The 26,606-nt window shown below is 41.6% G+C and carries 27 protein-coding genes; 15 read left to right on the top strand and 12 right to left on the bottom strand.

Annotated elements, in window-relative coordinates:
* Positions 1–3: 3 nt before the first annotated feature.
* The 4 genes from AC3WTB_RS06585 to AC3WTB_RS06570 all read left to right on the top strand — a co-directional run bounded on the left by AC3WTB_RS06585 (position 4) and on the right by AC3WTB_RS06570 (position 4,825).
* Positions 4–1,395 (top strand): glycoside hydrolase family 28 protein, encoded by a 1,392-nt coding sequence (locus AC3WTB_RS06585; RefSeq protein WP_492333492.1) that lies wholly within the window; start codon positions 4–6, stop codon positions 1,393–1,395.
* A gap of 172 nt (positions 1,396–1,567) precedes the next feature.
* The gene (locus tag AC3WTB_RS06580) at positions 1,568–2,518 is read left to right on the top strand and encodes an ABC transporter substrate-binding protein (RefSeq protein ID WP_268474669.1); all 951 of its coding nucleotides are present in this window, start codon (positions 1,568–1,570) and stop codon (positions 2,516–2,518) included.
* Positions 2,484–3,542, top strand: a complete 1,059-nt coding sequence (locus tag AC3WTB_RS06575) for a FecCD family ABC transporter permease (protein ID WP_268474670.1) — start codon at positions 2,484–2,486, stop codon at positions 3,540–3,542. Before AC3WTB_RS06580 ends, AC3WTB_RS06575 begins: the two co-directional genes overlap by 35 nt.
* Positions 3,539–4,825: a heme ABC transporter ATP-binding protein gene (locus AC3WTB_RS06570; RefSeq protein ID WP_492333491.1), complete on the top strand. Its 1,287-nt coding sequence runs from the start codon at positions 3,539–3,541 to the stop codon at positions 4,823–4,825. The genes AC3WTB_RS06575 and AC3WTB_RS06570 overlap by 4 nt, the downstream gene beginning before the upstream one ends.
* 167 nt (positions 4,826–4,992) lie before the next feature.
* Here the strand turns inward: AC3WTB_RS06570 and AC3WTB_RS06565 are convergent, their stop codons facing one another.
* Entirely contained in the window at positions 4,993–5,217 is a 225-nt protein-coding gene (locus AC3WTB_RS06565; protein ID WP_492333490.1) for a putative quinol monooxygenase, read from the bottom strand.
* 316 nt (positions 5,218–5,533) lie between these two features.
* On the opposite strand from AC3WTB_RS06565, the gene AC3WTB_RS06560 reads away from it, so the two are divergent.
* The gene (locus AC3WTB_RS06560) at positions 5,534–6,103 is read left to right on the top strand and encodes a cob(I)yrinic acid a,c-diamide adenosyltransferase (protein ID WP_338592687.1); all 570 of its coding nucleotides are present in this window, start codon (positions 5,534–5,536) and stop codon (positions 6,101–6,103) included.
* Between the two features lie 90 nt (positions 6,104–6,193).
* On the opposite strand, the gene AC3WTB_RS06555 is transcribed toward AC3WTB_RS06560, so the two are convergent.
* The 4 genes from AC3WTB_RS06555 to AC3WTB_RS06540 all read right to left on the bottom strand — a co-directional run bounded on the left by AC3WTB_RS06555 (position 6,194) and on the right by AC3WTB_RS06540 (position 10,729).
* On the bottom strand, positions 6,194–7,243 hold the full coding sequence (locus tag AC3WTB_RS06555; protein ID WP_492333489.1) for an NAD(P)/FAD-dependent oxidoreductase: 1,050 nt from the start codon (positions 7,241–7,243) through the stop codon (positions 6,194–6,196).
* Between the two features lie 82 nt (positions 7,244–7,325).
* Positions 7,326–8,312, bottom strand: coding sequence for an ABC transporter substrate-binding protein (locus AC3WTB_RS06550; protein ID WP_492333488.1), 987 nt, complete (start codon positions 8,310–8,312; stop codon positions 7,326–7,328).
* 41 nt (positions 8,313–8,353) lie between these two features.
* Positions 8,354–9,658: an NtaA/DmoA family FMN-dependent monooxygenase gene (locus tag AC3WTB_RS06545; RefSeq protein ID WP_492333487.1), complete on the bottom strand. Its 1,305-nt coding sequence runs from the start codon at positions 9,656–9,658 to the stop codon at positions 8,354–8,356.
* Positions 9,659–9,934: 276 nt separating this feature from the next.
* Positions 9,935–10,729: an AraC family transcriptional regulator gene (locus AC3WTB_RS06540; RefSeq protein ID WP_492333486.1), complete on the bottom strand. Its 795-nt coding sequence runs from the start codon at positions 10,727–10,729 to the stop codon at positions 9,935–9,937.
* Positions 10,730–11,155: 426 nt separating this feature from the next.
* Here AC3WTB_RS06540 and AC3WTB_RS06535 point away from each other — a divergent pair, with 426 nt between their 5' ends.
* From AC3WTB_RS06535 to liaR, 6 genes are all read left to right on the top strand, one after another.
* On the top strand, positions 11,156–11,548 hold the full coding sequence (locus tag AC3WTB_RS06535; protein ID WP_047202415.1) for a hypothetical protein: 393 nt from the start codon (positions 11,156–11,158) through the stop codon (positions 11,546–11,548).
* Between the two features lie 15 nt (positions 11,549–11,563).
* On the top strand, positions 11,564–12,232 hold the full coding sequence (gene liaH, locus AC3WTB_RS06530) for a stress responsive protein LiaH (RefSeq protein ID WP_058838141.1): 669 nt from the start codon (positions 11,564–11,566) through the stop codon (positions 12,230–12,232).
* 104 nt (positions 12,233–12,336) lie between these two features.
* Complete coding sequence (gene liaG / locus AC3WTB_RS06525) at positions 12,337–13,206, top strand: LiaG family protein (RefSeq protein WP_039181325.1); 870 nt, start codon at positions 12,337–12,339, stop codon at positions 13,204–13,206.
* Between the two features lie 3 nt (positions 13,207–13,209).
* A complete protein-coding gene (gene liaF, locus AC3WTB_RS06520) occupies positions 13,210–14,001 on the top strand; it encodes a cell wall-active antibiotics response protein LiaF (RefSeq protein ID WP_185847158.1) in 792 nt (263 codons plus the stop codon).
* Positions 13,998–15,062: a two-component system sensor histidine kinase LiaS gene (gene liaS, locus AC3WTB_RS06515; RefSeq protein ID WP_039181324.1), complete on the top strand. Its 1,065-nt coding sequence runs from the start codon at positions 13,998–14,000 to the stop codon at positions 15,060–15,062. Before liaF ends, liaS begins: the two co-directional genes overlap by 4 nt.
* Complete coding sequence (gene liaR / locus AC3WTB_RS06510; protein WP_024426015.1) at positions 15,059–15,694, top strand: two-component system response regulator LiaR; 636 nt, start codon at positions 15,059–15,061, stop codon at positions 15,692–15,694. The genes liaS and liaR overlap by 4 nt, the downstream gene beginning before the upstream one ends.
* Before the next feature lie 42 nt (positions 15,695–15,736).
* On the opposite strand, the gene AC3WTB_RS06505 is transcribed toward liaR, so the two are convergent.
* The 4 genes from AC3WTB_RS06505 to AC3WTB_RS06490 are packed head-to-tail and all read right to left on the bottom strand — an operon-like array spanning position 15,737 to position 19,766.
* On the bottom strand, positions 15,737–16,105 hold the full coding sequence (locus AC3WTB_RS06505; protein ID WP_039181321.1) for a hypothetical protein: 369 nt from the start codon (positions 16,103–16,105) through the stop codon (positions 15,737–15,739).
* Positions 16,106–16,142: 37 nt separating this feature from the next.
* Complete coding sequence (locus tag AC3WTB_RS06500) at positions 16,143–17,264, bottom strand: Ger(x)C family spore germination protein (protein WP_059375008.1); 1,122 nt, start codon at positions 17,262–17,264, stop codon at positions 16,143–16,145.
* Positions 17,261–18,355 carry a GerAB/ArcD/ProY family transporter gene (locus AC3WTB_RS06495; protein WP_268474682.1) on the bottom strand — a complete coding sequence of 365 codons (1,095 nt, stop codon included), beginning with the start codon at positions 18,353–18,355 and terminating at the stop codon, positions 17,261–17,263. The genes AC3WTB_RS06500 and AC3WTB_RS06495 overlap by 4 nt, the downstream gene beginning before the upstream one ends.
* Complete coding sequence (locus AC3WTB_RS06490; protein WP_268474683.1) at positions 18,342–19,766, bottom strand: spore germination protein; 1,425 nt, start codon at positions 19,764–19,766, stop codon at positions 18,342–18,344. Before AC3WTB_RS06490 ends, AC3WTB_RS06495 begins: the two co-directional genes overlap by 14 nt.
* Before the next feature lie 112 nt (positions 19,767–19,878).
* Here AC3WTB_RS06490 and AC3WTB_RS06485 point away from each other — a divergent pair, with 112 nt between their 5' ends.
* Together AC3WTB_RS06485 and fumC are read left to right on the top strand one after the other, a co-directional pair.
* Positions 19,879–20,046 carry a YvzF family protein gene (locus AC3WTB_RS06485; RefSeq protein WP_003213147.1) on the top strand — a complete coding sequence of 56 codons (168 nt, stop codon included), beginning with the start codon at positions 19,879–19,881 and terminating at the stop codon, positions 20,044–20,046.
* A gap of 89 nt (positions 20,047–20,135) precedes the next feature.
* The gene (gene fumC / locus AC3WTB_RS06480) at positions 20,136–21,530 is read left to right on the top strand and encodes a class II fumarate hydratase (protein ID WP_024423418.1); all 1,395 of its coding nucleotides are present in this window, start codon (positions 20,136–20,138) and stop codon (positions 21,528–21,530) included.
* A gap of 48 nt (positions 21,531–21,578) precedes the next feature.
* On the opposite strand, the gene AC3WTB_RS06475 is transcribed toward fumC, so the two are convergent.
* On the bottom strand, positions 21,579–22,457 hold the full coding sequence (locus AC3WTB_RS06475; RefSeq protein WP_492333485.1) for a TetR/AcrR family transcriptional regulator: 879 nt from the start codon (positions 22,455–22,457) through the stop codon (positions 21,579–21,581).
* Positions 22,458–22,649: 192 nt separating this feature from the next.
* Here AC3WTB_RS06475 and spxO point away from each other — a divergent pair, with 192 nt between their 5' ends.
* Positions 22,650–22,814: an anti-adapter protein SpxO gene (gene spxO, locus AC3WTB_RS06470; RefSeq protein ID WP_003212782.1), complete on the top strand. Its 165-nt coding sequence runs from the start codon at positions 22,650–22,652 to the stop codon at positions 22,812–22,814.
* 20 nt (positions 22,815–22,834) lie between these two features.
* Here the strand turns inward: spxO and AC3WTB_RS06465 are convergent, their stop codons facing one another.
* Positions 22,835–24,166 (bottom strand): HAMP domain-containing sensor histidine kinase, encoded by a 1,332-nt coding sequence (locus AC3WTB_RS06465; protein WP_492333484.1) that lies wholly within the window; start codon positions 24,164–24,166, stop codon positions 22,835–22,837.
* Complete coding sequence (gene cssR / locus AC3WTB_RS06460; RefSeq protein ID WP_492333483.1) at positions 24,163–24,840, bottom strand: two-component system response regulator CssR; 678 nt, start codon at positions 24,838–24,840, stop codon at positions 24,163–24,165. The genes AC3WTB_RS06465 and cssR overlap by 4 nt, the downstream gene beginning before the upstream one ends.
* Positions 24,841–25,167: 327 nt before the next feature.
* Between cssR and AC3WTB_RS06455 the strand changes: the two genes are divergently transcribed.
* The gene (locus AC3WTB_RS06455) at positions 25,168–26,574 is read left to right on the top strand and encodes a S1C family serine protease (RefSeq protein ID WP_492333482.1); all 1,407 of its coding nucleotides are present in this window, start codon (positions 25,168–25,170) and stop codon (positions 26,572–26,574) included.
* Positions 26,575–26,606: the final 32 nt, after the last annotated feature.

Here is a 26,606-nt window from a genome sequence, read left to right as displayed (position 1 = left end):
AAAGTGTCTAAAAAGCGGGATTTGATGTATATCACAGCAGGAACGGTACTAACTGGAGTCGGAATTGCTCGTTTAGCAAAGCAAGGGAAGAAAGATAAAAAAGCAAACGGGATCGATCAAGTGTTAAAGCAGATAAAAGCGCCGCAGTTCCCAGATCGTGAATTGAATGTGGTTCATTATGGAGCAGATGCGGAAGGGAAAGAGTTATCTACAAATGCCATTCAGTCTGCCATCGATGAAGCACATCGGTTGAAAGGAGGAAGGGTGCTGATCCCAAGAGGGACGTTTGTGACAGGTGCTTTAGAATTGAAAAGCAATGTAGAACTTCATCTGCATGAGAAAGCCTATGTGACATTCAGTCAAGACCCAAAGGATTATCTGCCTCTTGTACTGACAAGATATGAAGGGATTGAGCTTTATAATTATTCACCTCTCATTTATGCACACCATGCAGAAAATATCGCTATTACTGGAGCCGGAACGCTTGATGGCAGAGGGGATGAGCATCATTGGTGGCCTTGGAAGTATGGGACAAATGGCCAGCCCTCTCAGGATCGGGATCGTCAGCTCTTGTTTGAAATGGCGGAAAAGAGAATACCGGTAGAAGAAAGGGTGTTTGGAGAAGGCCATTATTTAAGATCGAGCTTTATTCAGCCATACCAATGTCAGCAAGTTCTAATCGAAGGAGTGACAGTGAAGGATTCACCAATGTGGCAAATTCATCCTGTATTAAGTAGTAACGTCATCGTCCGCGGCGTTAAAATCATTGGGCATGGACCAAACACAGATGGTGTCAATCCGGAGTCTTGCCGGAATGTGCTCATTGAAGATTGTTACTTTGATAACGGAGATGATTGTATTGCCATCAAATCGGGCAGAAACGAGGATGGACGGAGAATAGGGGTTCCATCTGAAAACATCGTCATTCGTAGAAATGAGATGAGGGATGGACACGGCGGTGTGACGATCGGGAGCGAGATTTCCGGCGGGGTAAAGTATGTTTATGCAGAAGATAACGTAATGGACAGTCCTAACCTTGATCGGGCACTGCGTATTAAAACCAACTCTGTCAGAGGCGGTACGATTGAACATATTTATTTTAAAAATAATACAGTCAAAAGTCTAAAGCATGAAGTGATCTGTATCGACATGATGTATGAGGAAGGAGATGCTGGTCCGCATCGTCCTGTTGTACGTCATATTGAAGTAGAAGGACTCAAAAGCAACGGCGGACGATATGGTGTGAAAATAGCCGCATACGCACATTCTCCTGTTACTCATTTTAAAATGAAAGATTGTGTCATAGATGAAGTGGCGTACCCCTTATCTTTAGAGCATGCAGTTTCTCCTGATTTTCAGAAAGTCGTTATCAATGGAGAACCAATCAATCAATAGAAGAGTGAAAAACAGTCTTTTTAGAGGCTGTTTTTTTGTTTTATGAACAGAAAAGACGCTTTTAGAAATCACATATACAACCTATCTGCACTGTAGTATAATATTCCCGAAATTAGAAAAGAATTGACGAAAGAGATTTCGTTAAGCAGTACATAAACCAGGGGGTTCACTCATGAAAAAGTTAACAGCTATTTGGCTATCGTTATTGCTTGTGATGGGTGTTTTAGCAGGGTGTGCAGGCGCTGAGACAGATCATAAAGCAACAGGGTCACATAATAAAGAAACGGCCACTGCGGCATTTCCAGTATCGATTAAAGATGCAGCTGGCAAAACGGTCGAAATCAAAGAACAGCCTAAACGAATTGTTTCGTTAATTCCAAGTAATACAGAAGTGGCCTATGCACTCGGTCTTGGAGATAAAATGGTTGGACGATCAGACTTTGATAATTATCCAAAGGAAGTCGAAAAGGTAGAGAAGATTGGCGGACTTGAATTTAATGTCGAGAAGGTCATTTCCTTAAAGCCAGATCTTGTATTAGCACATGCATCTCAAATGGGATCAAAAGAAGGATTTAAACAGCTTGAAGATGCAGGGATAAAAGTTCTGACTGTAAATGATGCAACCTCCTTTAAGGATGTGTACAAATCAATCCATATGATCGGTGAAGCAGCTGGCGTGAAAGAAGCATCAACAAAACTTGTAGACGAGATGAAAACAAAATTGAATGACATCAAGAAACAAGCAGGGGCAATTTCAAAAGACAAACAAAAAACTGTCTTTGTCGAAGTGTCAGGTGCTCCTGAAATCTATACAACTGGTAAAAATACATTTATGGATGAAATGCTTTCTGTTATCCATGCCAAAAATGCTGCTGGCGATCAAACTGGCTGGGTGCAAATGACAGAAGAATCGATCATCAAACGAAATCCTGATGTCATCGTGACAATTGATGGTTCCAGCTTAGCTGATTTGAAAAAAAGAGACGGCTGGAATGCAATGAAAGCAGTGAAAGAAAAACAAGTCTTTCAATTGAATACGGATCTCGCATCAAGACCGGGACCGCGATTGGTTGAAGGAGTCGAGGCTCTTGCGAAAAGCGTCTATCCTGACACGTTCAAATAAATTGATCATCGCATATACACTAAGTGCTTTACTTCTTGTGATGAGCATTGGAATGGGAATCTCCTTTGGAAGCTTAGGGATTCCCATTCCTTCTATTCTTCGTATATTTGTTCATGAACTATTCGGAGTACAGTTTGGAACCATTGATTCCATCGATCGCAATATTATGATGAACATTCGGCTGCCAAGAGTCATATTAGCTGCATTAGTTGGAGCAGCACTGGCGTTATCTGGTGCAGCTTTTCAAGGTTTATTAAAAAATCCTCTCGCTGACCCTTATACGCTGGGGGTATCTCAAGGGGCATCAGTTGGAGCCGTAGCGACTCTGTTTTTTAGCTTGCAGCTCCCGCTTTTTGGCAGTTTCACACTGCCGTTATTCAGTATGATAACAGCGCTTGTGACCCTGTGTCTCGTTCTCTTTTTTGCGCGTCTTGTTCATCGGGGGATGAGCATTTCTTCCTTAATTTTGACAGGAGTGATTTTTAGCTCTTTTTTGGGTGCGCTCATTTCATTGATGATTGCTTTAACAGGTGATGATCTAAAAGAGATCATTCATTGGCTGCTTGGCAGTGTGTCCATGAGGGGCTGGCGTTATATTGTGCTTTTTCTTCCTTTCTTTCTTATTGGGACCTTTACGTTAATGTTGATGGGGCGAGATTTAAATGTCATGACGTATGGCGAGGAGAAGGCAAAGCTATTAGGTGTCCATGTGAAAAGGAGCAAATATATTGTGCTGCTGGCGGGCTCAATTCTGACCGGAAGTGCAGTAGCGGTATCAGGGACGATCGGTTTTGTAGGACTTGTGATTCCGCATTTTATCCGCCTCTTAACTATCACGGATCATCGGCATCTGCTGCCTTTGTCTATGTTGAACGGTGCTTCCTTTCTCGTATTAGCAGATGTGTTATCCCGTACCATCATTGAGCCGACTGAATTACCGATTGGCATCATTACTGCGTTAATTGGTGCACCTGTATTTGGCATCATCCTCATTCGTAAATATAGAGGGGGGACGCACGTATGATTCAAGTGAAGGAAATCAGAGGTGGCTATGGAGAGAAAGAGATCATTCGTGGCATTAGCCTTGAAGTAAAGCAAGGAGAATTTCTCGGTATACTCGGCCCAAACGGGAGCGGGAAGACGACCCTGCTTAAAATGATGGCAGGAATTTTAGCCCCCGAGAGCGGTGAAGTGCGCCTCGGCGGTCACCCTGTTAATTCGTATCAGCCAAAGGCGCTTGCGCAAAAGATGGCAGTTCTGCCGCAGAAAACGGACCAAGCTTTTTCATTTACGGTGGAAGAAACCGTCCAATTCGGCCGTTACCCATATCAAAAAGGGTGGCTGCAATCTGCCACGCAAGAAGATGTGCAGGTCGTCAGAAAAGTAATGGAACAAACGGGTGTTGCACAGTTTAAGAATCAATCCATCCATGAGTTAAGCGGAGGAGAACAGCAGCGTGTGTATTTGGCACAGGCATTGGCGCAGCAACCTGAATATTTATTGCTGGATGAACCAACCAGTTTCCTTGACTTAGCCTATCAAAAAGATTTGCTTGATTTAATTAAAGAAGAAACGACTTCCTCTAGGCTAACGGTCATTGGCGTATTCCATGATGTGAACATTGCTAGTTTATATTGTGATCGGCTGCTGCTGCTTCATGAAGGAAAGACTGACATGTTAGGACTGCCGCATCACGTTTTGACCACCGAACGAATCAACCGTGTGTATGAAACAAATGTGACACCGCTCCAGCATCCAATTAGGGAGAACCCTCAGCTGATGGTTGAACCTTCCGCCCCTTCTAAAACATCAATTGTAAACATAGTGGATGGCTGGAGGACATATGGCTCAGAAGGAATGATATTTTCTGTTAATCAGCCTCTGCGCGTCCTTACCTCACATAAGGAAAACGGCGGGTTCTTTTGGAAAAGGTCGATTGGAACGGGAACGAAGACGCTTCATCATCAGTTAGAGTCAACTGAAGATATGCTGTTTTTCGAGCAAGCTAAAGGATTAGCGAAATACGCCGCAGAAGACGCCGAAGACGATATGATCCTTTACAGCATGCTTCAGCAAGAAGAGTTGACCATTTGGCTTATCCTGAAACGATCTTTATCAGACGGCGCAGCTGTTCAGCTCATAGGTCAGCTTATGCACATCATAAAGCAAGAAACAAGCATTCCAATCCATCATCTTTGTATTGCTGCACCCAATACGCAAGAAACGGAAGATGTTGACCTTCTACACGAAAGATTAGGACAAAAGGTGTATGGGCTTCTTCATAAGTTGAAAGTCATTCAAAAGTGAACGTACAGTTATATTTAGGTTAGTTGAATAAAACAGTTGATATTGTAAGGACTACACATATCTAAAATTTGTAGTCCTTACAATTGTTCTTAATCTCTGCTTTAAATAAGAAAAAAAGCTGCCACAATGTCAGCCAGTTCTAATTTTATATCTAAGACGGTTGAATTCTAATTAGATGAAATGCCCTTTCCGCCTTGTGTTATTAAAGTATTGATTCTTTCCATACCAGTAATAATTGGTTTCGCACGACTTATTAAAGTTTGGGTAGCTTCAAGACCTAGAGACGCTTGATGGGCATCTTCATTTGCCCACACTTCATAAACATAAACAGAACTTGGTTCATTCTCGGAAATATTCACAAGATATATTTCACATTCATCTAAATTCTTCATTGATTCTGCTGCTTCTAACAGAATATCAACTATTTTCTTTTTCGCCTTCTTGTACCATAAACTTGTTAAATAAACTAAATTTACTCATACCATCCTCCTTCATTTTGTCTTAATCACATTTTAGACACTATAAACTATATCTTCAATCATTATTTTATAAGGAAATAATAAGGATGGTTGGCCTTCATAATGGACAGATGGTTCACTTTTCTGTTTCATTGATGACATTCATTCACCATGTTTTAGTAAAACAACTACATCTTATTTAGTTCGGGTTATACTAAAAGGACAAAGCAGTAGAAAAGGGGGAATACCGTTGAAACTTTATACGAAAACCGGGGATCAGGGACAAACAGGCTTGATCGGAGGAAGAGCTGATAAAGATGATGTGAGAGTAGAGGCATATGGTACGTTAGATGAGGCGAATAGCTTCATTGGACTTGCGCATGCAAATTTACGGCAGCATGGCGAATTGTTTCAGGACCTTTTGTCAGAGCTGATCGTTATACAGCATGAGCTGTTTGACTGCGGCGGTGATTTGGCAGCAGTGAAACCACCAAAAGAGGGCAAATTAACAGAAGCCTCTGTGACAGTCCTCGAGGAAAGAATGGATGTCTATGTAGAAGAAGCTGCGCCGCTCACCAAGTTTATTTTACCGGGCGGTCAGGAAGGTGCTGCTCTCTTACATGTGGCGCGGACAGTCATCAGAAGAGCAGAGCGGCATATTGTGACGCTTGCGAAACAGGAGGAGATTCCATCCGTTGCGCTCACATATGTAAACCGTCTATCCGATTATTTATTTGCTGCTGCCCGAATCGTGAATCATCGGCTTGGTGAAGCTGATGTTGAATATGAACGAAGTGCCGACGTGTTTCGTTCTAAATAAGGAAAGCACTCTTCGAATGAGAAGAGTGCTAAACGTTTTCGTTCTGTAAGCACAGAAGGGATTCCAAGTCTTGCTTGTGCAATGAACACTTTATTTCGTATACAAATGCTTCATCAGCTCTTTGTTTTTTTGAATAAATATGTCATTGTGCGAAGAAACCATTCCACGAGCGCTTGCATCAGGCATTACGTATTGCTTCGCTTGGTTTACTGCATTCGCAGCATCCTGGAAAGCACCAGCAATCAAATGTAATTTTCCTTCATGATGCAAAATATCACCTGCTGCATAAATGCCCCGGACCGACGTCTCACTCAGTGGAGTTCCTGCAATCCAGTAATCCTTCTGCTCTAGTTTAATGGTACTATTCGCAAGTAATTCTTTGTCTCGTTCGTATCCATGATTGATAATGACTTCATCTATAGCTAGCTTAAATAAAGTATCGTCCTGATTATTTTTGAGGACAACCGTTTCAATCCGTTCATGATCGTCTGCTGCGATGAGCTTTTCAATCGAGGTATGAAGCAGACATTGGACAGAGCTGTTATTAAGTCTTGATATTTCGGCTTCATGTCCTTTTAAAGCATCTTTCCGGTAGGTTAAATACACTTGCTTGGCAATCGGCTCCAGCTCATTCGCCCAGTCAATGGCTGAATTACCACCTCCTGAGATCAACACGGTTTTATCTTTAAAACGTGCAAGGGATTTGACCGTATAATGCAAATTTTGAACCTCAAATCGTTCTGCACCCTCAATATCCAATTTAATCGGCTTGAGGATACCTCCTCCAACAGCTAAAATGACGGTTTTGGAGTAATGTTTTTGATTGGACGCGGTGTGGAGAACAAAGTGACCTGTTTCGTCTTGAGAAATAGAGGTCACCTTTTCTCCGAGTACGACCTTTGGTTCAAAGGTCAGTCCTTGAGTAACAATTTGTTCAATCAGCTGCGAGCCTGGAACTGGCGTTAATCCTCCTATATCCCAGATCATCTTTTCTGGATAAACATGCACCTTTCCTCCAAGGAAAGGCTGGAATTCAATCAGTTTCGTTTTCATTTCACGCAATCCACTATAAAAGGCGGAAAACAATCCAGCAGGTCCGCCGCCAATAATGGTTACATCATAAACTTCCATATCCTGCATCGTACAATTCTCCCCACTTCTTTTGCTTCATTTATTTTTAAAAATGACCATAGTCATGATTTCATAGCTGATTCATGCAGTCTCATTTATTTTCTAATTGCTGCTGCAAGGCTTCTAAAAACTGGATGCGGCTATAAGCAGGTCCTCCTTCAAGGAGTGGATGTACCACATTGATATAAACCTGATCCTTTTTAAAGGCCGTCATATTTCGAATAACAGGATTCTTTTTCATGTCATCAAATGCCTGGCTTGCCTCTTGATTTTCATCCGTAGAAAATTGTACAAATAGATAATCCGGATTCATTTCCCCTAGCTGCTCGACAGAGATTGCTTCTTGTGTCTTTGCCAAACTAATCGGCTGAGGAACGGCGAGACCCAATTCGTTATACAAGACAGGATTGAAATACACATCTTCTGGATATACGAAGGCTTGTGCTCCCCGAATGCGAATGATGGCTACTTTTTTATCCTTGAGCTTTTCCTTTAACGAAGCTTTTGCGTCTTTGACATCTGTTTTGTATTGAGTGAGGATTTTCTCTGCTTTCGTTTGTTTTCCTGTTAATTCGGCCATTAGCTGTAAATTAGCCTCCCAATTTGTCGCGATATGGGAGATTGGAATGGTCGGCGCAATTTTCTCTAACTTGTTCAGTACGACTTGTTGAAATTTAGAGGAGCCTAAAATAACGTCAGGTTTCAAACTTAATATTTTCTCAAAATTTGGCTGCTGTTTTTCACCGATTGATTCGGAATCGCTTGTGATTGAAGCAAATATTTTCGGAAACTTTCCTCCTACTGATATTGCCCCTGCCGGATGAACATCAAGTACAACGGCATCTTCCATCGCTTCCATTGCCCCAGTAATGACGATTTTTTCAGCTTTTTTCGGGATGGTATACTTTTTCCCAAGATACTCTATTGTTTTCGTAGCAGCATCACCTGAATTTTCAATTCTGGCATTTTTGCTTCCGGAGGCTGTAGTTGATTGTTTAGGCTTGTCTCCTCCGCCGCATGCCGCCATGATCAGCATCAATAAGGAAATGAAGCCGATGATCATTAATTTCTTATTCATCTTTTCAAAACTCCTCTCAAACTGTCTATTGTAGTCGTGCTTTATTTCATCCCCAGATGCTCACGTAAGGTGGATCCTATATATTCACTTCTAAATAAGCCATGTTGGACGAGTAAGGGGACCAATTCGTCAAAAAATAATTCTAGTGATTGTACTGAGCCCGGAAGAGCAATGAAACCGTCTAAAGCGCCTGCTTCAAACCATCTGGTTATTTCTCTCTGTGCATCCTCAGCTGTTCCCACGATGACCCAGTGTGCCGATCCAATGACCTCTGGTCTGGAGAGTAGTTCTCTTACGGTAGGCTGCGTTTGTACAATCAACCTGCGCAGCAAATCAGCATGAGTCTGACTGCGTACCTGCTCATCCAATCCTTGCAGCATATCGGCAGGAACGGGTTGATCTAAGGGAAGGTGACGAATATCGAGACCTAGAATCGATTGTATCGCTGCATAACCTTGTGCAGTGCTTATATGGGAATGCGCCTCTCGATACATTTCATGTGCCTCGTCACGTGTTTTTCCTATAAAAAAGTACAAGCCAGGCAGCACACGGATCTCATCCGGTTGGCGGCCATGCTTGCTTGCTCTTCTCCTCATGTCTTTCCGTAATTCAATGCCTGAGGCCATATCAGGGGTTGCTGCAAACATCGCATCTGCGGTTGAAGCGGCAAAATCCCGCCCTGTTTCCGAAGCACCTGCCTGAAACAAAGGAATAGTTCCTGACGGATGAGCCGGCACATTAAGCGGCCCCTTAATTTGAAAGAAATGACCCTCATGTTGAATAGAAGAAATTCTCTCCTTGTCAGCAAACTGTCCTGTCGCTCGATTGATGAGCAGCGCCTCATTTGGATAGCTCTCCCAAAGCTTGCGTACAACATCCGTAAATTCCATCGCCTTCTTATATCGTTCTTCTGATGATGGCATGGGTGAATGGCTAAAATTATCAGCCCCGTCGATCGAAGTGACAATATTCCACCCGGCACGCCCATTGCTGATCGAGTGCAAGGACTGGAGCTGTCTCGCCACTACATAGGGAGGATTGAACGTAGTCGAGGCAGTTGAAACAAGTCCGATTCGATCCGTCTCATGAGCAATCGAAGCAAGCAAAACCGTTGGATCAAGACCGCCAAAGCCAGGGGAGTGATCCAATGACTCTATGTGGAGTGTCAGTGCATCCGGCTTAAAAAGAAAGTCAAGCTTGGCCATCTCTGCTCTCTTTGCAAGCTCAACGTAAAAGTTGGTTGAAAATAAGTGTTCTACCATGCTGCTCGGATGCTGCCAGCCTTTTCCCTTCAACCAGGTCGCTGACAAGGACAATCCGATACAAAGCTGCCTTTTTTTGTTCACATCATCTGCCTCCCTGTCGTTGCTGATTATTAGTCAGTAATAATCGATATTGATAATCATTATCATTGAATAGTATAGCAAGGACCTCGTGAAATGCGAATACACAAATAGCGAATATCATATGCATTATTATCTAATCTGGACTGACAGAAGAGCGATGATCTTGATCGACTTCAATTTATGAGGCAGTTAGGCTGGTTATTTCATAGAGAGCTGTGGAATTTCCTTTCAGGAATGAGGCTGTCGTCTATCGTTTTGAGAAGAAATACGACAGATTTATTTAGCGATATATGCGCTAGGCGGCACTCCGAATTTCTTTTTAAATAGTCTGCTAAAATATAGCGGATTGGGATAGCCGACAGTCATAGCAACGTCACGAATCGAAATATTACCTGCCTTTAGTATTTCAAGCGCTCTTTCCATACGATACTGGATGACATAGTCAATTGGGTGAAGTCCGGTATATTTATGGAAAAAGTATGAGAAGCTTTTAGGGTTCATATCGAACAGTTCAGCGAGATCCTGAAGTGTTAATGGAATCATATATTGTCCTCTAATATAAGCGATGGCTTCCTCAATGACCCTTTCATGAGGAGAGCCCTCTTCCTGCTTACAGCCCATTAGTATTTGATATAGGATGCGTAAAAATAATTCTTTGACCCGAAGTTTTCCCATTCCGCCAGGTGTATGGACATTCTGTTGGAGCATGGAGAGTATTTCAATGATTCTCGGATTTGCTCCCGTTTCCAGCTTGAAAACAGTGTCACAGTCAGATTCCTTATCACAATTCAAATGATAGAAAAGTGAATGATACTCGTATTCTGATTGACTGATCACCTGCAGGGCAAGCTGGCATTCTGGTGTTACATGGATGACGGACCCTGGCTGCAAATTGTAGCTTTTTCCATTGACATTCAGTCTAGCTTCCCCGCGAATACTGAAAAGAAAGCCAGCACTTTCTGTCTTAAACTCCCTTAATGTACTATGGGGCTGGATGACTAAACGATAGATTTCTTGTATGTGAAAAGAATGACTAGCAAATAGATCAGCTAGTTGATCTTTATTTATCAATATACGACACCTGCCTCTGACTTGATTTAGATACAACTTATTCTGTGATTCTACCATATGTTTAACAACACTCTTCTTTTCGAAGAGTGTTTCAGCGTGTAGGCAAACCCTCGCATTCGTTGTCAGGTCTGCGTTCCGGTGCTCACGAATGTTCAATTCGCTCCGCTCCGGTACTCGTCCTTCCTAGGGCTGCAAAGGTTTTCTATCACGCTGAAGAAGACAAAGGGCTAAAATAAAGATCATTTTACCCCTTTGTCAACAATCTGCAACACTCTTCTTTTCGATGAGTGTTTTTTGTTTGATTCAACCGTTCAGTCTGAGCATTGTTACGACTCTAGTCGCAATCAAAAATCAATCTGTGACACGTTTTGCCGGCTTTCTTTTTTGACTATAGTTAAAGCAAGGAGCAAGAAAGGAGGCATGAAGATGAAAATAACAAGTAAAACCATTATCGGTTCAATTTTATTGTTTGTCGGTTTATCCATCTTCTTTGGTGGTTCATTAGGTGGACTGATTCCGGTTTTGATTGGGGCATGGCTCATCTATGTAGGTGTTAAAAAATATGAAAAAGGCAGTAAAACCTCAGGGATCATTCTAGCAGTCATTGGTGTACTGATTGTCGTGCAATTCCTGCCGTTTTTACTCGGCATTGCATTTGCAGGGGTACTTCTTTATTTTGGCTGGTCGATGATTAGTGGTGAATCTACCAAAAAATCATCAAGCAGAGCCTATATGGAGCCAAACACGGCACCCAATACGGAGGAACCGATTCACACGTCATTTGATCAAGAATGGGAAGACTTTTTAAAGAAAAAATAAAAGGAGGAACATCAAATGGTATTAAGAAGAGTAAGAGATATGTTTGTTGCAACTGTCAATGAAGGTTTAGATAAATTGGAGAATCCGCGTGTCATGCTGAATCAATACGTTCGTGATATGGAGGATGATGTTGCGAAAGCGAAACATGCCATCATCAAACAGCAAACGATTCAGCAAGGCTTCCTGCGAAAAGCAGAAGAGACGGAAGCATTTGCTGAAAAGCGAAAGAAACAGGCAGAGATGGCATATCATGCGGGAGAAGAGGAGCTTGCACGAAAAGCGCTCACAGAAATGAAGTATTTTGAAGAAAAGCACAACGAATATCAGGAAGCGTACCAGCAGTCTGTGAAACAATTGAAAGAGCTGAAAGAGCAATTACAGCACTTAGAAACGAAGCTGCGTGATATAAAAGACAAGAAACAGGCACTGATTGCAAGAGCCAATGCCGCACAGGCAAAGCAGCATATGAATGATTCCATCAATAAAGTAGACAGTGAAAGTGCATATAAAGAATTTCTTCGAATGGAGAACCGTATTGAAGAAATGGAAACAAAAGCAGGCAGCTATGCACAATTTGCGGATCAAGGGGCATATGCTCATTTAGACTATGCCGATGAGGTTGAAAAAGAATGGCAGAAACTGAAGCTTGAGAAAAAGCCTGAACAGCAGCAAGCAAACGTATAGAGATCACATCGGAAGAAAAGCAGGCTTTTTCTTCCGATATTTGATTTCTTTCTGTTTCGCTTTTCCTTATAATGAAAAGGTCAGAAGATAAAGGGATGGTATGAATGAAGCGATTAATCGGTCTAATTTGTATACTTGTAGGTATCTTTTTAATGATTGGCATGCTTTTCAAAAATGAAGGTCTCTTTCATTTAAGTTTTTCCCGTGAAAAACCAGTGACAACAGCTTCAGCAAAAACAGAGGAGATTGATCAATTAGATATTTCTCTTTCTGGGTTTCGCGTGAAGGTAAAACCTGAAAATCGTTCCGATATTTCCGTGACTGCTGTCAATGGAAAAGGGAAAATGTATGCGGAGCAAACAGGTGGTACCTTCAAAATTCGTGCTGAAAATAAAAGCTTCTTGTTTTTCACTCAATTTGAAAAAGGAGAGCTTTTAGTTAAAATTCCAACAGATTATCATAAAAATGTGAAGATTACAGGTGGAAGTGGCGTCAGTGAGATTGACGGAGGAGGAAAGCTGTCCCTTCAAGATGTGATACTCAAATCAACGAGTGGAAACCTCACAGCCGAGAATTTTTCAGCAAAAAATGTAGAAATCAAAGCAACCTCTGGCAGGATGGCAGTGTCGCATATCGATGCGAAGGATAGTGATATTGGGGCAACTTCAGGGCGTGCCGATATTAATGATGTAAAAGGCAAACTGCAATTGGGCATGACAAGCGGCCGAATGACGGCAAGTTTTGATACAATTGAGTCACCTGTCTCCTTTCAGATGACATCAGGGAGCGCGAAATTTAATTTGCCAGACGACGGAGATTTCAACGTTCAGGTGAAAAAAACAAGTGGAAGCGTCGATCACTCGTATGATTTTGATCAAGTGGAGAATGAAGGTCGAGGCTTTAAAGGTACGCGGGGAAAAGGGACACATTTAGTCGATATTGAAATGACAAGTGGTAACCTCAAGCTGCGTTAATGAATGAAAGAAAGGAAGGAGGCGAGTCAACTGCGTTTTACAAGGAATCAAATATTAGGCATCATTGTGGTGATTTTTGGTATTAATTTATTTCTCAAAATTATTGGGATCGGAGCAGATCTGTTTTGGCCTGTGTTTTTTGCGCTGGCGGGTTATTGGCTGCACTCACGATCCAAACGTTGGCTCGGTTCAGTTTCCTATATTTTTGCCGGCTTTCTCTTCTTAAAATTTCTGCTCAATATTACATTTAGTTTAACAGGGTACTTATTTGCGGCTTTTTTGATTTATGCGGGCTATCGTTTATTGAAAAATAAACCTGTTTTTGATGTCGATAAAAAGGAAACATCAGACGATGGGAAGCCTTCACTGAAAGTCAATCTTGAAAAAGAGGGCGATCAGAAGAAAACAAAAAGCCAGACAAAGCCGCGCAAAGAGCATGACTTTTTTATCGGTGAAGTCAGGCTGATGAAAAAGCCTTTTCAACTAAGTGATTTGACGATTTCAGGTTTTATTGGCGATGTTAAAATCGATTTATCAAAGGCGATCATTGCAGAAGAAGAGAGCACAATCGTGATTAGCGGACTGATCGGCGATGTGGATATTTACGTACCGCAGGATATTGAAGTATGTGTGAGTGCTTCAGCCGCGATTGGTGATATGAAAATCATAGATGAAAAAAGAAGCGGCTTCGGCAGTAAAGTGTATGTGATGACCAACGATTATGATGAGAGCAAACGAAAAGTGAAAATCTCCATCTCTCTACTGATCGGAGATGTGGATGTGAGATACTTATGAGGAAATTGCATTTAGGTATCCAGTGGCAATCTGTTCGTCTTGGAGTCGGCGTCTCGCTCGGTGTTGTAACGATGACGACACTGCTGATGTTTTTTTATTATCAGCTTGATCCAATGATCCTGCTTTCTACCCGCTGGTTTGGCATACCGTTTTTTTGTATTTTACTCATCGTTAGTCTTGCGATTGGGATTTCTGCCGCGAGTGTATTTGGCTATCAGCATAAGAAGAGGCTCGACCAGCTTGTAGAGTCGATTTTGAAGTTCGAAAATGGAAACTTTGCATACAGACTGCCGTCGCTTGGCGATGATGAAATTGGCTTAGCCGCCGATCAATTAAACGAAATGGCGAAGCGGGTGGAAGGGCAAGTAGCCTCTTTGCAAAAGCTTTCGAATGAACGGGCTGAATGGCAGGCTCAAATGAAGAAATCGGTTGTCTCAGAAGAGCGTCAGCGGCTGGCACGAGAGCTCCATGATGCGGTCAGCCAGCAGTTATTTGCGATTTCGATGATGACCTCAGCTATTCTTGAAGGCATGAAGGAAAAGGACGAAAAGATTTTAAAACAAATGCAGCTTGTCGAACGAATGTCTGGCGATGCACAAAATGAGATGCGTGCTCTTCTGCTTCATTTGAGACCGATCACTCTAGAAGGAAAAGACCTGAAAAAAGGCTTAATTGAGCTGCTAAATGAATTTCAAGCAAAGCAGCCGATTGATATTGATTGGGAAATCGAAGATGATGTTCCGTTATCTAAAGGAGTAGAGGACCACCTCTTCCGAATTGTGCAAGAAGCACTGTCGAATGTGTTTAGGCATGCAAAGGCGACAAAAGTGACAGTGCGTCTGCTCATAAGAAACCGTCAAGTGCAGCTAAAGATTATTGATAATGGTATTGGCTTTCAAACAGACCATGTGAAGACGGCCTCCTACGGACTGGAATCGATTCGAGAAAGAACAAGTGAGGTAGGCGGTGTCGCAGAGATTATGTCATTTGAGGGAAAAGGCACACAAATTGATGTGAAGGTTCCCATTTTTGATGAAGGAAAAGGAGAGAACGTTCGATGATTCGAGTGCTTTTAATCGACGATCACGAAATGGTGAGAATGGGGCTTGCGGCCTTTTTAGAGGCGCAGGCTGATATTGAAGTCATTGGTGAAGCGTCAGATGGACAAAAAGGTGTAGAGCTAGCCGTTGAATTAAGGCCAGATGTGATTTTAATGGATCTCGTCATGGAAGGGATGGATGGCATAGAAGCAACGAAAAGAATTTGTCAGGAAATTGAAGATGCCAAGATCATTGTTCTGACGAGCTTTATTGACGATGATAAAGTCTATCCTGTGATTGAGGCGGGTGCTTTAAGCTATTTATTAAAAACATCCAAGGCAGGAGAAATTGCGGATGCCATCAGATCTGCAAGCATCGGCGAACCAAGACTTGAATCGAAAGTGGCAGGAAAGGTCATGAATAAACTCCGTCATTCATCAAATGGGTCTATCCTTCACGATTCATTAACAGCAAGAGAAATGGAGATCTTGAAGCTGATTGCGGATGGGAAATCGAATAAGGTCATTGCCGAGGAATTATTTATTACAATTAAAACGGTGAAGACCCATATTACCAACATTCTTTCCAAACTTGATGTGGAAGATCGAACGCAAGCGGCTGTGTATGCCCACCGCCATAAGCTGATTCAATAAAAAAACAGCTTTCAAGTGAAAGCTGCTAGAACATGCGTAAAATTAGTCCTTCTGTCCTGTGATCGGACGTTCGGATAGTTGATGGAGCTCAGGAACTGGAAAAGCCTCCTGCTCCTTGGCCGATTTTTCTTCCAGGGTTTTCTTCATTTCGGATAAAAGCTTTACGCTCTCCTTTGCTGCTGCCGCTTTTTTTTCCTGCAAATCAATGATCTGTGAAAGTCCGACGAATAATCCGCCTCCCAACAGAAGGAGCGCAGGGGTTTGTCCATAATAAACCACGATCAAAAATGTGCTTGAAAAGCTGTCGGCTTCAATGAAGAAATCTTCTTTTGATTGCATGAATACAACGATTAACAGAAGTATCCCTAGAATCAAAAATAGAATGCCGGCCGAAAGTAAAGCTCGTTTCATGATTGACACCCTTTTTTTCTTACCATTTTAACATACTCTATAAAGATTGTGTTGCGCCCTTAGTCCCGAAGTCACGGATTTTCACATTTGCCTTGTAACGAATGTCCGATTCACTAAAAATCTCATCCCAATGCTTCGCTTCTTTTCGAAAGTCCTTCGGATACGCAATACTCGCTTTTTGAGAAAACCCGCAAATATCTGCTTTGATCTCATGCTGTAATTCCCCAATGAAATCTTTTACAGTTTTCTTTAATTGACGCTCCACTGCACCCTCAATCTCTTGAAGATACTTCTCATTAAATGCATTCTCACGCTCATTCCAATCCTCAGATAATCTTCCATCAAGCTCTACTGATACATCAAATTGATATCTTCCGCTGGCTGTTTTCTTCGTTTCAATGTTGTGTTTCAGTTTAAATATTTCATAAGAATAGATGCTGTGGTCATATTTAAATTCAATGACTCCACCTTTTCCTTCCCCTGTCAATAGGTTGTATGACTGCACGGCTAACGGAGAGATGTCGGTGAGAAATCGTTTGTTTTTAATAATAGAGGCACCGTCGAGTATTAATTTCCCTTGATCCACACTGACTTTCGGAACAGCAAAAGATACGTTGTTTTGCATAGCAGTAGAAATATCTCCTAATGAAACAGGCTTTAACATACGGATGGTCGATTTTGTATTCCCAGAAATATCATATAATGTAGAAGAAGCAGGCTGCCCATCATCATTGATTTTCAGCAAGTCTCCAGGCTTTTCAGCGGTCATAAAGACAAGGCTTCCTCTCCGCGTTTCATTGTCGCGAATAAATTGATTGATGACGAGGTCGAAATTATTTTCATTGATAAGCTCCTCAGAAAATAAATACACCCTCAGCTGCTGGGCGAAAATACGATGACTTTTAAGAGTCGTTGTTCGGAATATTTGATGCACGGAATCACCGCTAGTTTCAATAATCTTTGTTGGGTCTTTTACGCTGGATTCTTGTTCAATTTTTTGAGGAACAAGGACTTGCATAGATATTTTCAGCTTATGACCGTTATCTCCTTTATCTAAGCCATAACCAATCGCCATGTTGAGCTCCTCAATATTGGTACTATCCCAGCATCCACTTAATAGAACAAGGGCGAGCAATGCAAAGACCTTCTTCTTTTTCATGCTGCTTTCCGCCTCCTTTTCAAAAACACGATGATAAATAAGAGAAACGGGAGGATACCGAATAAAAGGAAAAATAAATGGTTTACATAGGTTAAATAATTGCGCACTGTATCAACATCCTTTGGGAAAATGGCGGCAAAGTAGATAACAATTCCCATCAGCGCGAGCACGATCTTTTTAGGGAATTTTGTGAGTTTTGATAACCCCATTGCAGCAAAAAACGTATATCCTACAAAGCTCGTATAAAGTTGAACAAGCCAAACGATGAGCAAAAAGGATTCGATTCGCTCAATAAAGATTCCTTGTATATCAAACGATTGAAATAAGGCAATCGTCGGCCAAGTCAAAGTCGCTGTTTCTTTCACCGTGAACGCACCAACGACAAGAATATAGGTGAAAATATAGATGATCGCAGGAATCAAAAAGCCGACTGCGCCATAAGCAAAGGTGTGTTTTTGCGTTTTCATATAGGCAGGCATAAACAATATCATTTCAATGCCGACAAACGAAATGGCTGATGCGTTAAGGGATTTGAAGACAGGGGAGAATCCCTCTCCTAAAACAGGGCGGAGGTTATCTAACTTAAATTCTTGAACACTGAGTCCGTATGCAACAAATAAGATAATCAAGGTGACAATGAGGAAAAAGGGGCACAGTCTGGCAAAATCACCAATCCCGCCGACTACAAGATAAAGTCCAACCAAAATAAAGCTGATCATTGTCACCGCTACAGGTGTGTTTTGAAGCAAGAAAAACCTCACCATTTCCGACATCGCCCGTACTTCATAGCTGGCAACGCCAAGAAAATAAATAATAATCAATATGTTAGCAAGAGCACCAATCCACTTTCCAAGCCCCTCATTTGTATAATCATAGTAAGAGGAGAAGGGGACTTTTTTCATCATAAGGACATTCGTAAAAATAAATACAATGTAAATGGCACTCATGAGTAAGAGCGCAATCCAGCCGTCAGGTGTAGCTGCAGCTTGAGCCATTGCTCTTGGCAGAATCATCATACTGGCACCTAATGTTGTATTGGCAATAATGGCACTTGCCTGATAGCTGGTGATCGACTCTTTATGATTGACCATATCGTTCTCCTTTCTTTTGATTTTTCAAAGGCAATCGAATAATGGAATTGTCTTCATTTTTATAGCTGAACACAAAATCTGGTGAAAAATAAGGCGTACCAAAACTTTTTTGCCGTGTTAAATGAGTAAGGAGAACGAGCATGAACAGCACAATCCCATATAAACCCAAAGTAGCTGCCGTAAACATAGACACAAAGCGGAGCACGCGGAACGACATGCCCATCCCGTATTGAGGAACAGTAAAGGACGCAAGGGCAATCACACTGACGATAATCACCATGATTGAGCTCACGATATGAGCCTGAACGGCTGCCTGTCCGATGACAACTCCACCTACAAGTCCAATCGTTTGACCGAGCGGATTTGGCAGCCTTAAACCCGCTTCCCGCAGCAGTTCAATCGTTATTTCCATAATGAGTGCCTCCACAATAGGCGGAAATGGGACATTTTCTCTTGTACTTGAGATCGAAATAGCCAGTGTTGTTGGTAAAAGTCCTTGATGGAAGGACACAAGCGCAATATAAATGGCTGATAAAAATAATGTCAGAAAGATAGAGGTAAACCGCAGCATCCGAATGAGAGAGGCGGCGATCCACCTTTCATAATAGTCATCAGGTGATTGCATAATCGTCGCGAGAGAAGCAGGTACAATTAACACAAAAGGTGAATGATCGACAAAAATGGCGACACGTCCATTATTTAAAGCAGAAGCGACTTTATCCGGCCGTTCTGTGTTTTGGACTTGCGGGAAAGGCGAGTACACATTGTCTTCAATCAGTTCCTCAAGAACACCAGAATCTTGTATATCATCAATGGTGACTTGCTTGAGCCGTTTTTTCACTTCTTTTAAAACAGACGATTGAGCCATGCCATCTATGTACATGATGGTCACTTGGGTGTACTTTTTTTGACCAATCTTCATGTCGACGGTTTTAAGATTGGGGTTTTTCAAGCGCTGCCTCACAAGAGCTAAGTTCGTGTCTAAATCTTCAATAAAGCCAATTTTCGGTCCTCTCACAACTGTTTCAGAGGTAGCATCCCCTATACTGCGTTTCTTCGTTCCGTGCGTTTCTAAAATGTACGCATGCTGAAACCCGTTAATCAGTACTACGCAATGCCCATCAAAAATCGCAGCGACCAATTCCTCAGAAGTCTTCACCGAACGGGTGGTCATCATCGATAAATTGGATTCCAGCTTCTCTTTTGTGAGAGACGTATGATCTTGGAGAAGCAGCTTTAAAAAGGTTTGAATCTCCATCGTTTCGTTCATTTCTTTTATGTATAAATAGTAAACAACCTGTCCGTGAGGCAGCGTTTTTTTCTCATGAACCAAGTCGTCCATTTCTTTTAATTGTGGAAGGATGACGGAGAGATTATCGTATAAGTGCTCTTTTAATGGAGTTTGATTCATTCGGATCACCCGCCTCAAATCTTTTTCTTAGCATTACCTGCTTGAAAAAACAATATTCTGTGTTACATTATTTTGTGGTAAAAGAAAGAATGAGGGTTTTGGAGGAAACAAGATGGCACAGATTCGTTTAGCAGGAACAAAAGAGGAGATCGACCGTATTCTACAGTCGTTTGACAAGCATTATGAGGTGACATATACATCAAAGGACTACGGAAAAACGAACCCAAAATACAAATATTCGAAGGATGTTCGCGTTTATATTGAACTAAAATTAAAATAAAGATAAAATTTTAATTGAAAACGCTTAAAGGATTTTCGTTTTTTGTATAGAATAGAGTTGAGTGATGAGAAGCTATGGAGGGATACATAATGACGGAATTTAGAATCGAAAAAGATACAATGGGCGAAATCAAAGTGCCGAAGGACAAGTTCTGGGGTGCACAAACACAACGAAGCAAAGAAAATTTCAAAATCGGTTCTGAGAAAATGCCAAAGGAAGTTGTGAATGCGTTTGCAATTTTGAAACGTAGCACAGCGATTGCCAACGAGCGTCTTGGCAACCTTGAAAGCGAAAAAGCAGAAGCGATTGCTGCTGTATGTGATGACATCATCAGCGGAAAGTATGACGAGCATTTCCCGCTTGTTGTTTGGCAGACAGGTAGTGGAACACAAAGTAACATGAACATGAACGAAGTCGTTGCAAATAGAGCAACTGCTTATTTGAAAGATAAAAATAGTGAGTTCAGCATTCACCCGAATGATGACGTTAACCGCAGCCAAAGCTCAAACGATACATTCCCAACGGCTATGCACGTGGCAGCTGTTTTAGCTGTGTACAAAAAGTTGCTGCCTGCTATTGACCAGTTAAGAACAACTCTTGATGAGAAAGCAAAAGCGTATCAAGAGATTGTGAAAATCGGCCGTACGCACTTGCAGGATGCTACACCGCTGACAGTAGGTCAAGAGATTAGCGGCTGGGTATACATGCTGGACCGTTCAAAAGAAATGATTCTAGAATCAACTGAAAAAATGAGAGAATTAGCCATTGGCGGAACTGCTGTTGGTACAGGCATTAACGCACATCCTGAGTTCGGTCAATATGTTGCTGAGGAAATCAGCCAGCTGACAGGTCAAACATTCAATTCTTCACCAAACAAATTCCATGCGCTGACAAGCCATGATGAAATTACGTATGCACACGGTGCCTTAAAAGCACTTGCAGCTGATTTAATGAAAATTGCCAATGATGTCAGATGGCTTGCAAGTGGCCCACGCTGTGGAATTGGCGAATTGATCATTCCTGAAAATGAGCCGGGAAGCTCTATTATGCCAGGAAAAGTCAACCCAACCCAAAGTGAAGCTTTAACTATGATTGCAGCACAAATCATGGGGAATGATGCCACAATCGGTTTTGCGGCAAGCCAAGGAAACTTTGAGCTGAACGTATTTAAGCCAGTCATCATTTATAACTTCCTGCAATCAGTTGAACTACTTGCTGACGGCATGAACTCATTCCATGACAAGTGTGCAGTTGGAATCGAACCAAACCTTGAAACGATTGAGAAAAACTTGAACAATTCATTGATGCTTGTGACGGCACTTAACCCGCACATCGGATATGAAAATGCAGCGAAAATTGCGAAGCTTGCTCACAAAGAAGGATTAACATTAAAAGAAGCAGCACTTCAATTAGAGCTGCTAACTGAGGAGCAGTTCGAGCAATTTGTGAAACCAGAAGAAATGGTGACACCGAAAGCAAAATAAGAAACCAGGGGCGGCTGCCCCTGGTTTTTTTCATTAAAAGTGATGTGTTTACAAATGATCCTCTTTCAAAATACGCAAAAGTGACTCAGAGTTGATTTGAAGCGGTGCGTATAATTTTAATTGGTACAGCATGCCTTTCACGATGACTTGTCTTGGTTTTTGTTTGTTTAATTCATTTTCTAGTATGCCAAGCGCTTCAAATAATTCAGGTTCGTTCTTCACTTCATAGTGTGATTCAGCAATCTCTCTTAATTCCTTTAAAAGAGATTCTGTGAGCGGATCGAATGACCGTTCATAAATAGGGCCAAACCAATCGCTCGCTTGATCTACAGAAATGAGAGGAAGGTCATTTCGCTTCATCATACCGCCCATCAAATCATCGATACGATGAATCATGGTTGTGGCAAGTTCTTCTGCTTCCAGCTGAAAATCATATAAAATCGCCAGCTCGAAATAAACGTGGCTCATGCCTTCAATCGTCAAACATAAATCAGCCATATAAGGAATAGCAGCATCTCCATATACTTGTTTAATGTTATCAATGTGAAGCTGGACGGTCGCAAGCCTAATTTGTTTTGCGAGCTGCTGCGTTTCTTCATTCAGTGGTAGCGCCCTGTCGCTCAGCTGCATTTTAATAAAATCCTTTTGCTGCAAAATATTATCATAATAGACAGTGAGCTGTTTTCGGTAGGCTTCTTTTGGTGTGCCGCCCTCTGTTTGAACCTCATGAATCCGGGTAAATACCTTATCGTAATAGTAATGAAGGATCGAAATGAGCAATGCTTCCTTTGATTTAAAATAAAGATAAAAAGCACCCTTTGACATGTGGCATTCATCCGCAATTTCCTGAACAGACGTTGTGTTGTAGCCTTTGCTGGCAAATAATTTCATGCCAGCCTCAATGATCATTTTTTCTTTCTTTTTCAATATGAATGTCATCCTTTCTTACCGAGAGACAAATGTCTTAGGAAACGTGCGCAAAGAGATATGACTTATCGGTCATAAACGACGAAAGTTTTCAAAAATTAATCAGATTGTAACTTGTTTTTTACAGTGTAATTCTTTATATTATAAAGTAAGGTGACCAACTGGTCAAAATATGTGAAAGGATGATGTTCCATGAGAGAAATTGATGATATGATTAGACGCTTGCGAACAAAAGGGATTCAAGTAGAAAAAGTCAAAATGCCGAAAGAGACAACCATTGAAAAGAAATGGATGTATCAAGCTGGCAAAAAGATCAAAGCCACATACCGTGATTTCAATGGGTATTCATTCATCTAAAAAAGACTGCGGTCAAAAACCTACAGTCTCTTCTTTGGAACTATGATTGTATAACGTACACCTAGATCATCATTTTCAATAGATATGGACGCTTGATGCATTGAAAGGATTCTTTTGACAATGCTTAATCCAATACCGAATTCGCCCTTTTTTCCCTTACTAAAAGGTTCGTATAGGTTGGACAGCATATGATCTTCAATTGGAGGACCGTCATTTCGAATAACAATGCGGATTTGATCCTCTTCCTGTTTCATCTGAATATCAATCTTACTTTTTGCGTAGCGAAGTTGATTTTCTAGTACATTCTCAAATAATTTGCTCCATTGTTCTGGATCGCCTTCAAGAGCAGCCTCATCATCTAAGTCCACGTTCCACTGCAATTCATTTTTCGACCAGCGTATTCGGTCGACCACTTCCAGCATCGTATTACTGATTAGGAAGGAAGAATGTGCGGGATGTTGTTTTGATAAATAATCAAGCTTAGTTAAGTACAGCAGATCCTTGATTTTCTTCTCAAGCTTTTCCGCTTCACCTTCAATGACTTCCACCGTTTGTTCAAGATCTCCCTTAGGAAAAATACCATCTTTAATGGACTGCGTGTAGCCGCGGATGACCATGACAGGTGTTTTTAAGTCATGTGAAATATTCTGCAAAAGTGTCCGTTCTGTTTCATCCTTTTGAATGAGTTTTTGTCTCATTTCTTCAATGGTATGACCAAGCTTGCCAATTTCATCTTGCCGGTCAACGATGACAGGATCGTCCCAGTCCTCTTGTGCAATCCGTTTGACGTGTTTTTCAAACGCAACGATTGGTCGGGATAAATAGCGGGCAAGCCAAATCGATGGAATCCAGCTTAGTAAAATAACGGTGCCTAAGATAAAGATCAGCTGTTTAAACAGCGTAAAGGACAGGTCGTCTCGATAAGAATCTGGTGCATAGGATAGAAGAATATATGGTGTATTGCCTGATGATACCTTTTTGATGACAAAAAAGATATGCTGGCCGTTCACCTCTTCAGAATACCGTTTCGTTGCGCTTTTTTGTTTTTTCACAAACGATTGGATTTTCTCAATAAAGGCATGCGGGAAAAACTGCGCCATTTGATCTAATTCATTTGACGGAATCAAAATGTGCTGCACGGAGCGGTTTTCCGGTGTCGACTTTGGCGAGCCGTCTCGGTTTAATGGATATTCTGTCAGCACTTGCTGTTCATTTTCAATATTTTTATAAATTTCATTTGTGAAGAAGTCACGTAATGTATTAGAAAATAGAATGATCAGGACAATGGAAATGGTGAGCAAAATGCCAGAGATCACAACCCAAATTTGAAAAGCGAGCGGTTTGTTCTTCATCCCTTCAGCATCCTATATCCAAATCCATAGATGGTCTCGACCTTTAAGTCGGGCATTTTTTTGCGCAGCCGTCTAACAAGGTCATCGACTACACGATCTGTCCCGAAGTAATCGTGTCCCCAAATTTTGAGGAGGATATCTTCACGAGAAAAAGCATGTCCTTGGTGATGTGTAAATAAAAGCAGCAAGTCAAATTCCTTAGAAGTTAAGTTAATGAGCTGCCCCTCTTCATACACCTCTCTTACATCCTCATGAATGACATAAGAAGAAACAGTTGTGACGCTTTGCTGCTGCGGGGTATCACTGTTTTTATACACAAGCTCCAGCAGCTTTTGTACCCGAATGATCAGCTCACGCGGAAGAAACGGCTTTGCAATATAATCACTGCTTCCCAGCTCTAAGCCGAGGACACGGTCGATATCGGCATCACGTGCTGAAATGAAAATGACCGGTACGTCAGGTGATGCGGCTTTGATTTCTTTAATGAGGGTGTAGCCGTCTGTATCAGGCAGCATGATATCTAAAATCCATAGATGCGGTGGCTTGTTCATTGCCTCGCGTGCCGCTTCTCCGGTTAAAAAAGAGGAGACATTCCAATCCTCACTCTCTAAATATTTGGTTAACAGTTCATTTAAGTTTTGTTCATCTTCAACTAAATAAATGGTGTACGACAAAGTCTTCCACATCCTCTCAACGTCATTATAAAGGGATACAAAGGCGGCATGTCAACAATCACACGCTTTTTTCACAATTTCACATATTCTTCTCATCATTATCCCATAATGTTTGATTATGATAAGGTCAAGGGAAAAAAGGGCATAGACAAAAGGCGGATGAATAGGTGCTTTTCATCAATGTGCGCACCTTGCTTTTTTTCTATGAATAAGTATTATATAATTTGACATATTGCCATAAAGTATTTTTCAATGATCTTTCCATTAAGAGGACCTGAGTCCTATCTAGACATATGAAATGAAACATGATGTAAAGGAGTGCAAGCGATGGATTTCCGAAGAGAAGATGAAGAGAATAAGATGAATCATCCAGAAAACACGAATCAAGACAATGAAATGAATCATCAAGAAGATACCCATCAAGAGAATGAGAAACAAATAGACGCACCAGAAAAAGAGAAGGAACTCGTTTTACACCAGCATGAAAACGAAGCATCTGCCGCGCAGGAGAGTGTGACAAATCATTCTCCTCAAATGGTGGATGACCGTGCGTCAAAAAAGGAGAAAAAGCGGAAGGCGGCATGGCTCAGCCCGATTCTTGGAGGAATTATTGGCGGGGGTCTTGTACTTGGCATTACACCGCTTTTGCCGCAGTCACAGGATACAGCTGCCAACACGCAAACGCAGACTGCATCAAGCGAGCCGGCAGCCTCAGATAATTTCTCGACAAAACAAATCACCAATGCCACAAATGTTGCTGATATGGTAGAAGATTTAGAGCCCACCATTGTAGGTGTCTCAAACTATCAATCTACACAAAATTCGTTTGGCCTGAGCGGTGATCAAACAGAAGCTGAAGCTGGAACAGGCTCTGGTGTCATCTTCAAAAAAGATGGCAAAAAAGCGTACATTATTACAAATAACCACGTAGTCGAAGGTGCCAATAAATTAAAGGTCACACTATACGATGGAAAAACAAAAGACGCAAAGCTTGTCGGCAGTGATGTCATGACAGATTTAGCCGTTGTTGAAATAAATGCAGACGACATTGATAAAGTGGCGAGCTTTGGTGATTCTTCTAAGCTTCGTGCTGGAGATAAAGTCATTGCCATTGGGAATCCGCTCGGTGCACAATTTTCAGGTACTGTGACAGAAGGAATCATTAGTGGTCTTGATCGTACCGTAGAAGCAAATACGTCATCTGGTACGGTGGAGATGAATGTGCTGCAAACAGATGCAGCCATTAACCCAGGAAACAGCGGGGGGCCACTGATCAATACAGATGGTCAAGTCATTGGTATTAACAGCTTGAAAATCAGCGAAAGCGGTGTGGAATCACTCGGATTTGCGATCCCAAGTAACGATGTCAAACCGATTGTAGATGAGCTGTTGAAAAATGGAAAAGTTGAACGTCCATACCTTGGCGTACAAATGATTGACCTTGAGCAAGTGCCTGAGACGTATCAGGAAAATACGCTCGGCTTATTTGATAAACAAATCGGCAAAGGCATTTACGTAAAGGATGTTTCAAAAGGTTCACCTGCGCAAAAAGCAGGCTTGAAATCTGGGGATGTCATCATCAAGTTCAAAGGGAAAGACGTAGTGAACAGCTCTCAGCTGAAAGAAATTCTTTACAAAGAAACAAAAGTCGGCGATAAAACCACAATGACTGTCATCCGTGAAGGAAAGAACAAAAATCTAGATATTACCCTTGGACAGTCAGAGAGCGAATAAATGAAAAAAACAGGTGGAGGTCAACATATCCA

Source organism: Bacillus sp. EB106-04-04-XG123 (genome assembly GCF_058791855.1).
Note: the sequence above shows the minus strand (reverse complement) of the source record. Positions and strands in the feature narration are given on the sequence as shown.